The 12,106-nt window shown below is 37.2% G+C and carries 10 protein-coding genes; 4 read left to right on the forward strand and 6 right to left on the reverse strand.

Annotated features, from left to right (window positions below; all coding sequences use genetic code 11):
- Positions 1-97: 97 nt before the first annotated feature.
- The gene (locus tag EK386_RS09540) at positions 98-739 is read right to left on the reverse strand and encodes a helix-turn-helix domain-containing protein (RefSeq protein WP_126658933.1); all 642 of its coding nucleotides are present in this window, start codon (positions 737-739) and stop codon (positions 98-100) included.
- A gap of 167 nt (positions 740-906) precedes the next feature.
- Between EK386_RS09540 and EK386_RS09545 the strand changes: the two genes are divergently transcribed.
- The 3 genes from EK386_RS09545 (at position 907) to EK386_RS09555 (ending at position 3,566) form a co-directional block, all read left to right on the forward strand.
- Positions 907-1,254, forward strand: a complete 348-nt coding sequence (locus EK386_RS09545) for a hypothetical protein (protein ID WP_126658934.1) — start codon at positions 907-909, stop codon at positions 1,252-1,254.
- A 330-nt stretch (positions 1,255-1,584) separates the two neighbouring features.
- The gene (locus EK386_RS09550; protein ID WP_126658935.1) at positions 1,585-2,055 is read left to right on the forward strand and encodes an IDEAL domain-containing protein; all 471 of its coding nucleotides are present in this window, start codon (positions 1,585-1,587) and stop codon (positions 2,053-2,055) included.
- Positions 2,056-2,555: 500 nt separating this feature from the next.
- Positions 2,556-3,566, forward strand: coding sequence for a nuclease-related domain-containing protein (locus tag EK386_RS09555; RefSeq protein ID WP_126658936.1), 1,011 nt, complete (start codon positions 2,556-2,558; stop codon positions 3,564-3,566).
- A gap of 267 nt (positions 3,567-3,833) precedes the next feature.
- Here EK386_RS09555 and csaB read toward each other — a convergent pair whose 3' ends face one another.
- The 4 genes from csaB to EK386_RS09575 are packed head-to-tail and all read right to left on the reverse strand — an operon-like array spanning position 3,834 to position 9,173.
- Positions 3,834-4,904, reverse strand: coding sequence for a polysaccharide pyruvyl transferase CsaB (gene csaB / locus EK386_RS09560; protein WP_126658937.1), 1,071 nt, complete (start codon positions 4,902-4,904; stop codon positions 3,834-3,836).
- A gap of 6 nt (positions 4,905-4,910) precedes the next feature.
- Complete coding sequence (locus EK386_RS09565; protein ID WP_126658938.1) at positions 4,911-6,869, reverse strand: DUF5693 family protein; 1,959 nt, start codon at positions 6,867-6,869, stop codon at positions 4,911-4,913.
- 13 nt (positions 6,870-6,882) lie between these two features.
- The gene (locus EK386_RS09570) at positions 6,883-8,436 is read right to left on the reverse strand and encodes a putative polysaccharide biosynthesis protein (protein ID WP_126658939.1); all 1,554 of its coding nucleotides are present in this window, start codon (positions 8,434-8,436) and stop codon (positions 6,883-6,885) included.
- The gene (locus tag EK386_RS09575) at positions 8,433-9,173 is read right to left on the reverse strand and encodes a WecB/TagA/CpsF family glycosyltransferase (protein WP_246027635.1); all 741 of its coding nucleotides are present in this window, start codon (positions 9,171-9,173) and stop codon (positions 8,433-8,435) included. The genes EK386_RS09570 and EK386_RS09575 overlap by 4 nt, the downstream gene beginning before the upstream one ends.
- Before the next feature lie 378 nt (positions 9,174-9,551).
- On the opposite strand from EK386_RS09575, the gene EK386_RS09580 reads away from it, so the two are divergent.
- A complete protein-coding gene (locus EK386_RS09580) occupies positions 9,552-10,712 on the forward strand; it encodes an acyltransferase family protein (protein ID WP_126658940.1) in 1,161 nt (386 codons plus the stop codon).
- A gap of 316 nt (positions 10,713-11,028) precedes the next feature.
- Here EK386_RS09580 and EK386_RS09585 read toward each other — a convergent pair whose 3' ends face one another.
- Positions 11,029-12,009: an EAL domain-containing protein gene (locus EK386_RS09585; RefSeq protein WP_126658941.1), complete on the reverse strand. Its 981-nt coding sequence runs from the start codon at positions 12,007-12,009 to the stop codon at positions 11,029-11,031.
- Positions 12,010-12,106 lie beyond the last annotated feature (97 nt).

Here is a 12,106-nt window from a genome sequence, read left to right on the forward strand (position 1 = left end):
TGATAAGTAAAAGGATTATGAAACTGGTTTACGTTTTTTGAAATTTTTTATTCCGTACATCTGATATGAAGCCTTTAAATCTAAATATTCAATAGCGTTAACTTTGGCCAGCAATCTCTAACTCTTTTTCTATCAAATCATCATATACAATTAAAAGGGATTTTATAGCATTGATTAAATATCTTTTCTTTTTTACGTCTAGCGTATCAATAAATGTGAGTAGCTGTTGTAGCTCGGGAGATTGTTGGATTAATTCTACATATGATTCATTTTTACGGACTGCAGAAATGTCTACTTCTATTTCCTTATTTAACATATCATCGTACACCAATAAAATGGATCTTAATGCGTTTAACAGTAATTTTCTCTTTTTTACATCCAATATATGAATAAACCCAAGTAGTTGTCGGAGCTCTGGAGATTGTTGAATTAAGTCGAAGTATGATTCACCAAAATTAGTAATATATCGTTCACGCAATTCTTTCGTTTGCATGGCAAGTCCTTCTGCAGATAATTTCTTTCGGTTGTGTGGTCTATCGAGAATCATGTTTAAAAATTGCTCGTCTGGAATGTTAAAAGCTTCTTTAATTTTTGGTAACAACGCAATTGGAACTGATCGATCGCAACGTTCATAATTGGAATATGTACTAGGAACGATGTCTAGTTGATAAGCTGCTTCGCTTTGTGTAATGTTTAACTCATCTTCTCGATACTCTCTTAAAAGTCTTCCAAAGTTCATTTATCCAACCTCCAATTTATTACAAATATTTGTAAAAATTATACAATAAATAACCTCTCTATGTCACTAATTAGAAGAAATTTGTCGGAACGAAGGGAATTGTGAAAAAATAGAGAAATATTGTAAAATGAATAATAGAATAGTAAATTGAAATGGAGGAATGACATTTGGTAATGATTGAAGTTCCAATACCCAAATCGGGCAATTATTTAGCAAAATACTCTGCATTTCAATGGACACTTACCATTTTAGACAACCCCATGCAGAGACGCCGACTTCAGTTCTCCTCTTCTAACATTTATGAGGAAATTGGCTATATTGAAGTGAATGGGTATGCATATGAAAAGTTAATATTTGATTTTAAAAAGGGCAGATTAAAAATTTTGATACGACAAAGCGATCCTAAGGCAGTTCATAATATTTTAAATGCATTAACGATCCACACTTCACCAACGTCACAATTGTACTATTTAAATAAGAGAAGAAATAAACCTGATGGAACAGTAAAGGAATAGGGCTACATAAATTTGCATAAGAAATCATAAAAGAATTAGCGATCTGGATTAGATCTGTGAGATGAAATAATACAATTATCGCTAAAATTAGTGCAAAACGAGAAGTTTGAAACAAGAAAAGTATGGGGACTATAGCATTAATATACAGTTTGATTCGTATAATAAAGTAAGGGAACTGTCACAAATTCCTGAATGAAACCCCATCATGAATCATAAACTTCATGAAATCAGAAAATGATTCGAAAAATTCCGAATTGCTTTCTTTGTGAATTTCAATTTTTGTGCTAAAATTTAGAAAAATCTGAAAACTTCCATTTAGGAGGGGATTGTATGATTCAAGTGCAATTTATGAAACCTTTTTACACGAAAGTAAATGGAAAAAATCTTCGTTTAGTTTTTGCGTATCAATATTTTTCCATTGTAAAGGATGATGAGCTTTACCATTTCGTACCGGTTGAAGGGAAGGAAATGATTGTCAATTTAGAAACAAAGCAAATTGAAAACATGTCGGAAATTTTTGTATTCCAGCGTGGCAATCGCTTTATTCGGATGCCGTTGTATCAGTTGTTATTGATATCAAACGTGCATGAGCATTTATCACCGATTTTGGAGAAAGCCTCAACAAAAGAAGAAACCGTCAACCTTTTACCGAAAGATGAAGAAGAATCCGAAGTGAAAAAAATGATTCGTCATCTAGAAGAATTAAATCTCGATCGCCTTATTGATGAAGCTCTTGAGAAGCGTGACGAAAAACGTTTTTACGACTTACTAGATGAGAAAGCCAAACTGCATTGGACGTAAACGTGATGCAAGGAAAAGTAATAAAGTATAGCAGCGTGCATTGCGGGAAAGAAAAAGTTGCCCGAACAACATCGGGATTTGCAACGAAAGGACCGACATCATGAATAGTTTGCACAAAAAATAAGCACCTCGATTTTAACAAGTAAAATCGAAGGTGCTTAAATTTTTTTGGGGAGGTAGGGAGAGTGGAAGAATCCGGTTCAGACAGTTCAGATCAATTCCAGTGGAGGAGCTTAAGAAATAAAAAATTGAATAACAATCACAACCATTGCAGAGCCAATGATTCCAAGTAGCCAATCTTCTTTTGTAAGCGACAAATGTTTTGATTTCTTCATCCATCTCCCCCCTTTAATGTACATAGTTTCCAACTTTTGTTAGTGCTAAACGTGAAAGTCTTCATTTGATTGATGAAATTCCCCCAAATAAAAAGTTTCAGAAAAAACATTCACAGTTGTAATGAAACTTGATACTTTTGAAACAAAAACGAAAGGGGATTGCAATTGATCTTAAAACCATTTGAAATGTACGAACTAACCCTTGGACTAAAAGCATTGAAGAAAAGGTTACCGAGCAAACATGAAAAATTCCAGCAAATCAATGATGACCTGAACAAACAGGAAGCCGGGGATCTTGCTGAGAAAAAAGTAATGGACAAGCTCACCTCAAGTCAACTTCCCAAAAATCATGTAGTACTCCACAATGTATCATTCATCTCGAAAGTAGAAACCCAAATCGATGTTCTTGTCATTTCTCCTAGTTGGTGCTTAATAATGGAAGTGAAAAATTGGAATGGGTCACTTTTCTTTTCAGACCATCCTTCACAAGTAGTATGTCAGAAAGATGGAATTGAAAGAGTTTATACAAATCCTGAGTCACAAATCGAGCAATATATGTTTGGGTTAAATAGTTTATTTGAAGCGTATCGAATAAAAATCCCGATTTATGGTCTCATTGTTTTTCCATTTAACAACGCTGCAATTAAAAAACCACCTACGAAATTCCCAGTGAAAGTTGGAAATGAGTATTTACGCTATCTATGGTCACTTCAAATCAATAAAAATTATGCAGATCCATTGAAACTAGGAGAAATCTTAATTAGTCGACACGAACAATGGAACAAGTTTCCGCTTTGCGATTATTACGGGATTGATAAAATGCATATTGTGGAGGGGGTTGAATGCCCTCAATGTGGTACAATCCCAATGCAACGAATGACGCGCACTTGGTACTGTACACATTGTGATAGATTTTCCATGAAGGCCCATGAAAAGGCTTTAAAGGATTATGGGATGTTGATTAGCAATACGATAAGTATGCAAGAAACATTAAGGTTTTTGAGGTTAAGAAATAGATATGAAGCTAAAAGGATGATACAGGCAAATAGCATTGGAAGAATTGGAGCAAGAAAATCAACTACTTATGTATTAAGCGATAACAACAAAAAGAGGCAAGCGCCCTCAATCGCGAGTAACCGCCCTCAAATGGAGGCAAGTGCCCTCAATCGCGAGTAACCGCCCTCAAATGGAGGCAAGTGCCCTCAATCGCGAGTAACCGCCCTCAAATGGAGGCAAGCGCCCCCAACCGAGAGTAACCGCCCTCAAATGGAGGCAAGCGCCCCCAATCGAGAGTAACCGCCCTCAAATGGAGGCAAGCGCCCCCAATCGAGAGTAACCGCCCTCAAGTAGAGGCAAGTGCCCATAAGCAGAAACAACCGCCCCCATCCCAAAAAAAAACCCAAGCCACTGTATCACCAGTGCCTTGGGTTTTATCTTTAGTATCTATGCAAATGTCTCCAATGCTAATTTCGCCGTTAGAAGTGCCTCGGCTTGCATTGGCTCTACACGATTTCTCAAAACCACCGTGCCCATATCTCGTTGTTCAAGTAGTTCCATCGCTTGATCCGCTAATCGTGTTCCATCCCAATTGTCCTTCTCTACATGACCAATTACTGGTTGTTGAGCAATATCGGCGAATGCATCGATTTTTGGATCATAAGAGATCGCGATAAACGGCGTATAATAGATAGCCGAAAAAATTAATGAATGCAGGCGCATCCCAATCAATAGCCGCGCCCCACCAATAATTGTAATTTTCTCCTCTAACGATAGATCAGCAGGGGAGACCATGCTCATTTCTTTCATCAGACTCGCTACTTCTCGAGAAGATTTTGCATCGTGCTCACCATGCATCGGAACAAACAGAACCGTTTCACCTTTTCGAACCAATTCATCTAAAGCCTGTGCAATTTTTTCTTTATACGGTACTGCAGTTGGCCAATCTCTTACACTCACTGCAATATAAGGCTTCGTCACATTGCTTTCCAACCACTCACTGTGAAACGAACTGTGATCCAGTCCAATTACCGGGTCCGGAACGATGGAAACAGGCTGCTTCACACCAATCGTAGTAAGAAGCGCCTTTGAATCCTCATCGCGCACCGTGATTCGATCCACCTTATTTAAGGCAGCTCGAGTAATCCATTTGCTAATCCCCGAATTAATCGGCCCCATTCCTTGGGCATACACAAACACCGGTTTTTTACACATCTTCGCAATTTGCATGATGCCGGTGTAGTAGGGGATGGATTTCATACCGGTTTGATCTTGCAGTAAGCTACCACCGCCACTAATTAATCCATCCGCATTTTTTAACGCGTCTCGAATTTCTTTTAACTTCCACCGATTGACCGCCTTCACCCCGTACGTTTTCTCGGTCTCCGGGGGATTATTGGACAGTACAGTAATTTCAATATTTTCTTGGCATTTTCTAAGTGCATGGATAATTGAAAATAGGATGGCTTCATCGCCTACATTATCAAATCCATAATAGCCAGACAACACGACATGCATGAACAATCATTCCTTTCTCAATTTTGCGCTATAGCGGTAACCGACTTTGAAAATCGCGATAAAGACAAGTCCCACGATGAATCCAAGGACCACACTATAGAATGAACGCAGTAACGAAACCGAGATTGGAATATGTAAATGCGTAAATGTATTGACCATTGAAAGGAATCCAATGACTCCAAGCACGAGTAACCCGACACCCCATTTACGGCTAATTCCCATCACATATAATGCTAATACGAAGAATGGGAAACCGATTAAAAATTCCTTCGTACGTGGTCGGGCATACAATGTGTCTTCTAACCATTGTCTAACTGTTAATTCAACCGAGCTGACTGCACCATAATTCCCTGTTCTACTAATATAGAAGTATCCAATTGCTGCTACAACAAGTAAAACTAATAAATGCCAATATTTGACGTCTTTATTTAGCAACTTCACAGCATCCGTAATTCGCACACCATCTTTTGACAACATCGATTTGATGACGAATGCAGCATACACTAAAACTCCAGCAATCGGAATAACATAGACTAATTTGACCCCTCTAAACGTTTCAAATCCAGTAATAAAGCCATTACCGTTTAATAAACCGATAATGATCACAATCCCGATAAGACTAATACCCACCGCTTTTAAATATTCAAGGGCAATCTTGCCAATCTTCGTAGAGCCATTTGCGGATGTAATGACTGCATAAATCGGCGTAATGACGGCAATGATTAACGCGAATCCTTGTAGGAAAACAAGACGATTTAAAATAAAGTAAGCCGCTGCTATCGCTAGCATCCCAAGAGCACCTAATAGACGAAGCTTATTATTTTTGAAAATCCCTGCTGCAAGGTATGTAAATAAGACACCTGCTAATAAAACAAGTCCAGTTACCCAAGATGGGACAACGACTTTATCAAATAATTTTGGTGAGCCTAAAACAAACTGGTTCGGCATTCTTTCTTGTACATTTTTTAAGTAAGATGTTGCCAGCTCTAAATGTTCTTCTGCTGTACCGCTAATTTTTAAGCTAGGGTTGATTAATTTTTTTATTTCAAAGTTAGGATCCGATTTACCTGACATTTTAATATGGTAAAAAATCGCTTTCATATTTCGTTCTTTCACCGCACGTGTTGTACGATCCACCGTTTCGGAAAGCGTTAATTTTTTCTCCTTATTAACATCAATACTTAGTAATCGAACGATATCATAATCCGCTACTCGTGCTAGGTTCGTTTCTCCCTTTAGTTTGCTGCCTTCAATTGTATAGAAAAAGTAACCCGCGTTTGTTAGTTCATCAATCCACACATCTCGGGCACCTTGTCCAAAGCCAAGAATCTCTTCACCTGAGGGAAGTAAGCCAGAAATCTGATCATTTTTCAAAGTTAGTAATTGCTCGACTGTTTTCTCATTAAATTCTTCATTTGCTGAGTTCTCGTAGCGTAATGTAAGCATAAATCCATGGTTGGTCACTGTATCAATGGCCACTGTATCGTAGCCAATTGGTGTATTAATAGAGTAGTCGCTCATTGATGGTAAATAGTAGAAAGGCTTTTCGGCAAACGTTACCATCTCGATATCCGAAATATCGGATAATAATTGTTGGTGACGTAGATCTTCCGGAATTGTAATATAATATCCTTTTTCTACTATAGTGTTCTCAGACGCTACAAATTCTAGCAACTTTGCGAATTCGGCTTCATCATAAACGGAAACAATTTTTTGATCCTTTAAATCATTCACTGAAACAGACTCAAGGCTCACGGTTGTTAGTCCTGCGTCTTTTAATGTTTCAAGGACTTTATCAATAGGACGATCCATTTCTTGTGCGGTAATTAATATTTCATCATACGGTATAATAATTTCATAATGATTGCTCGCGGTTTCTACATTCCAGCGATTGATCAGGCCGGGGGAGGAAATAATGAGTAAAAGAATTACGACCCCCCACAGCCATTTTTGATGTTTAAACATTTTGTTCTTCCTCCTAAAACTTTTTCCCAATAATCGGGAGCTGTTTCATATCTGTTCGATCTATTCCTTTTGTTACCCATAACAGTGCAAAATAAACGGCACCACCAATGATAATCGCAACTCCCACATATAAAAGAGCCACTAATCTTGACCAATTTGCTATATCCAGCATAAACGTAGGAACGCCAATCACCGCACCCATTACAATTGAAGCCACAATCATTTTCGCTATTTTCGCTGTAATGACTGTAAAGCGAATTTTTCTAAAGATGAAAATTGTATTTGTCACAAACAGCAAGAAGTACACAAGTAACGTTGAATACGCAGCTCCATCTAAACCAAACGCTTGAATGAAGACGATATTTGCAACGACTTTCACAAGAACACCAGCAAGAATAATGATTGCCCCAATTCGTGAAGCATTCATCCCTTGTAAGATTCCTGTACCTACAATCGTTAATGATGTAAATACCGAACTTAGGTTAATGATTGCCAGCATCGTACTTCCTTCCAAATTCGTAAATAAACTTAAATTTAGTGGCAAAGTCAGCGCAAGTAAACCAAGTGCAGCTGGCCAAGAAATAAGATGTGTTAAGCGATGTGTTTGCTCAATAATGGAACGTGTACCTGCCACATTGTTTGCGGCTAATTTTTCAGTAATTAACGGCACTAATGGCAAAATAATCGATGAGGCAAAAACCGTTGCGATTTGCACTAACGCCAATCCGCGGCCATAAACACCGAATAAAGCGTTAATATCATTGGCAGGAACGCCTAAACTTTTTAACCCATAGGAAACGGTAAAGGAATCGGCGAGATTAAATAATGCCATCGTAACGGACCCAATCGCAATAGGGATTGATAATTTTAAAATAATTTTACTCCACGATGAAAAATCAGAAAAACGATACTTTTTCGTCGCTGTTACTTTGATATCTGAACGTGCATACTTCATTCGTAGGTAAATCAATGAAACGAGTGCGCCAATCACAGATCCAATCATCACACCGCCTGCAACCAATTCATTCGAGTAATCCATTTGAACAAGGATGAACGAAATGATCAGGATTAGGCATACACGTACTAATTGCTCAATTACTTGGGAAATTGCAGTCGGTCCCATATTGCCAAACCCTTGGAAAAATCCTCTGTAAACAGCCATATAAGGGGCAACTAACAATGTGAGGGCGACAACGACAAGTGAAATTTCCGAAGAAGGCCCACCAAACGCATTGGCAATAGTTGATTTAAAACTATAAATCACGGTAAAGCTTAGTATCCCAAAACATAAAGCAAGAATACTTGCCGTTACATAGATTTCGCGAATTTTATCTGGCTCATTTTTGGCACGCATTTCCGCAATTAGTTTTGAAATCGCTAACGGAATTCCGGCTACTGAAAGATACAGTGCCACCATATAGACGGGATAAACGAAATTAAAGATTCCTAAAACTTCATCCCCGGCAATATTTTGCAATGGAATTCGAAAAATACTGCCTAATATTTTGGAAAGTAAGGTCGCAATCGTTAAAATAATCGTGCTTTTGACAAATGTTGACTGACTCATTTTGACCCTCGCTGACCAGTAGCTTTAAGCTTAAATACTTTTAATGCAAAGAGGGGAAGAGCAAGCATCCGTTTCCAACGACTTGGCTGTTTGATTAAACGATAAAACCACTCCAGATTTAACTTTTGGAAGATAACAGGTGCACGTTTCACTGTTCCAGTTAAGGCATCAAAAGAACCACCAACACCGATAAAGACGCCATGTGAAAATTGGTCGAGATTTTCCGAAATCCATTTTTCTTGACGAGGTACACCGAGAGCGACAAAAATTAGATCCGGTGTTGTTTCCTTTATTTGCTGAGCAATATCATTTTTCGTCCAATCAAAGAAGCCATCTTGATGTCCGACAATGTCGATATTCGGGTAGTCTTGATTGATTTTTTGAATAGCCTTTTGTAAAACTTCATTTTGTGCGCCTAACAGATAGATTTTATAGTGCAATTGGTTCCCACGTTCCAATAGCTTGACCATCGTATCAAACCCTGTCACACGCTCAGGTAGAGAATCCCCGAGAATTTGCGCGGCTTTCACGACCCCAATTCCATCCGCCGTCACATAGGTTGCTTTTTTAATGTAATTCATAATTTGCTGGTCTTCATTAGCTTTCATTACTACTTCCGGATTCGCTGTCACCACAAAAGTTTTTTCTTGTTGTTTAATGCGTTGTTCAAGTAATTCGACAAAACCTTGCTGGGTAATATGTAAAAAGGGTATATCCATGATCGTGACATACTTCATACAGCATTCATACCTTTCTTTAAAGCAAATTTACGCAACCTATCATACCATATAATGCAAGACAAGCAGTAGAGTTTCGAGGAGAAATCCAGTTGCGCGGAGTTTGGCTAATATTGTTGCGAGTTTGACTAATAATAAGCTGAAATTGGCTAATATTCCTCAAATTTTGGCTATTAATCTGCCAGAATTGTCTATTATATAGGATGTAATAATAGAGAGAAAGTTCCTCAATCAGGAAAGTTTCTACAAAATGCATCAAACTTTCCTTATAGTGAAAAAATTTTGCTTCGTTTCGAACAAGTGAATATTGTCTTCGGTGCGTGATACATGATAGTCTTTAAGGTAAATGCTTACTTATGGGAGGAAGTCGTTACATAAATGAAAGCGAACCGAATTGAATCACTCGACTCCTTACGAGGGATCTCCGCATTAATTGTTGTCGTTTTTCACTGTTTAATTGCGTTTGTCGTCTTTGCTAATGCGATTAACTTTCAATTTGAAAATGAATTCATTAAATTTTTAACCTTATCTCCGCTGAAAGTTCTTTGGTCCGGTAATGAAGCGGTTTTATTATTCTTTGTTTTAAGTGGATTTGTACTAACATTACCAATGCTGAATGGCAAACAGCAAAGATACACCGTTTATATTACAAAACGTTTTTTTAGAATTTACATACCGTATATCGTTATGATGGCCGTATCGACAATTCTTGCTATCGTTTTTATGGAATATAAAGATAGCACGGGGTTAAGCGCCCATTACGAGGCTCGATGGAATCATGATGTAACAAAGTCTGCTGTTATTGCGTACATATTAATGATTAACTATGAACTTACGAACGTGAATGGGGTTGTGTGGTCTTTAATCCATGAAATGCGAATCTCGATCATTTTTCCATTTGTCGCGTACATCATTTATAAATTGAATTTCTTTAAATCATTTTTTGTCATCTTTATTGGATGGGCACTGTGTTATGTAGGTGTAAATTATATTAACAACACAGTGGACTTTGGAAAATATGCCATCGTTACGGGGAACATTGGACAAACAGTTTGGTACAGTCTGTTCTTCTTTGCAGGTAGTTTTTTAGCGAAATACATCCAGCTGTTTTCATTTTTAAAGAAAACCCATCCATTCATAAAATTTATCGTTTTTGCCATCGCGATTTTACTGATCAATGCGAAATCAATGCTTTATATGATTGGGATTGCATCGTACAAAATGCCACAAATCATCGCGTTATTCGGCATTCTAATTTTATTTATTTTCGTCTTAAATTCGAAATTAGCTGACGAATGGCTAACAAGAAGACCAATTCTTTGGCTAGGGAAAGTTTCATATAGCTTATATTTAGTGCATATTCCAGTCATCATGGTGACAACGATTGTACTAGGAAAAGTAATCCCAATGGTGTGGGCATTTGTTCTCGCCATCGGATTATCCATCCTCGCTGCGGGAATTGTATATCGATTAGTAGAGGTTCCATCGATTCATCTAGGGAAAAAGGTGTCGATGATGTTTGTGAAGGGGCAGAAATAGTATTTAAGTAGGGAATGTTTATAAGGACAAGTAGTAGGTGACGTGCCTGCTGCTTGTTTTTTTGACATTCCCAAAGAATGGAGGGCGATTATATTTACACTAAGATTAATGGCAATATTACAATTACAGGTCATACGAGTAGTGCTAGAGATTTGACGATTCCATCTAGAGTGAAAAACATAGAATATGATGCGTTAAAACAAGAATTAGGCTTTTCTATTACTCTAGAAATTCTCTCTTCTTTTTCAACGCATCAATCTCCGCCTCATTCTTCCCGCAATTTTACTTATTCACTTTACGTAAAATGTTTGTACACTTATACGATCGGTGCTGGTTTGCCAAATAAGTAACCTTGAAATAACTGATATCCTTCTTTTTTCAGCCATTCAAAATCTTCTCTTAATTCAACGCCTTCAGCTAGTGGTACGGATCCTACCGTTTTGGCTGAATTTAAGAACTTTTTAGCAGTTAATTGTTTCGATTGATCATTGGATACACCTTGTACATACTTCATATCAAGTTTCATATAATTTGGCGCTAATTCTTCAAGCACTTCCTTGGTACTAAAACCTTCCCCCACATCATCTAATGCGTATTCAAATCCTTTTTCTTTATAATACATCAATATATTTTTCAAATGGTCCATATCCTCAACTTCTTCTGTTTCCACAACTTCAAAAACAAATAATGAAGGATTAATTCCTAATTCTTGAGCTAATTGTACAGTCGATTTTAAACAATGTTGCGGTGAATAAATAGCAGTAGGAATGAAATTTATAAATACTTTCTTTTGAAGTTTTGCTGCATTTCGCACAGCGGTCATTCTACAAACCTTATCCAATGCATACATACGATTACGAATTTTGGCTGCTTGGAACACTTCAAAAGGAGCAAGATACCCTTCCTTGTCGTCACGTTTAAACCTTGACAACATTTCATAACCATAAACTTCTTCATTTCGATCGACTATTGGTTGAGCAAACGTTGTAACAAGCTGATTTGTAATAATTTGATCTACCCATTGCAATTCAAATATTGTCGTAATCTCTTTAATTGGCCTCCAAACATTATCATCTAAGGCGAAATAAACTTCTGAATATTGCATATGATCAAAAATAAAATCAACTAGTCCAGGAACTGCCTCTTCTTTTACAATTAGCACATTTCCTTGGTGTTTAATAAGTTGTTTTCTACCTGTAAGATAATGACGAATAAAAGATATAAAAATACTGTTTTTCTCTCCCATAAATTTAATTTTATATGTTATGTCTCCGGGAAAACACGCTTTACAATTCATCAATACAATCCCCCTAATAATATTAAATACATTATAAACCCAATAAATCTATTTGTACAATCTTTATAACTAATACATTATACAAACATTTGACATT

Source organism: Lysinibacillus antri (assembly GCF_003977595.1).
GTDB lineage: Bacteria > Bacillota > Bacilli > Bacillales_A > Planococcaceae > Ureibacillus > Ureibacillus antri.

Bases quoted from the DNA above. Each gene is read 5' to 3' on its own strand.
- EK386_RS09540 (WP_126658933.1), bottom strand. From the start codon at position 739: ATGAACTTTGGAAGACTTTTAAGAGAGTATCGAGAAGATGAGTTAAAC.
- EK386_RS09550 (WP_126658935.1), top strand. From the start codon at position 1,585: ATGATTCAAGTGCAATTTATGAAACCTTTTTACACGAAAGTAAATGGA.
- csaB (WP_126658937.1), bottom strand. From the start codon at position 4,904: ATGCATGTCGTGTTGTCTGGCTATTATGGATTTGATAATGTAGGCGAT.
- EK386_RS09565 (WP_126658938.1), bottom strand. From the start codon at position 6,869: ATGTTTAAACATCAAAAATGGCTGTGGGGGGTCGTAATTCTTTTACTC.
- EK386_RS09570 (WP_126658939.1), bottom strand. From the start codon at position 8,436: ATGAGTCAGTCAACATTTGTCAAAAGCACGATTATTTTAACGATTGCG.
- EK386_RS09575 (WP_246027635.1), bottom strand. From the start codon at position 9,173: ATGAAGTATGTCACGATCATGGATATACCCTTTTTACATATTACCCAG.
- EK386_RS09580 (WP_126658940.1), top strand. From the start codon at position 9,552: ATGAAAGCGAACCGAATTGAATCACTCGACTCCTTACGAGGGATCTCC.
- EK386_RS09585 (WP_126658941.1), bottom strand. From the start codon at position 12,009: ATGAATTGTAAAGCGTGTTTTCCCGGAGACATAACATATAAAATTAAA.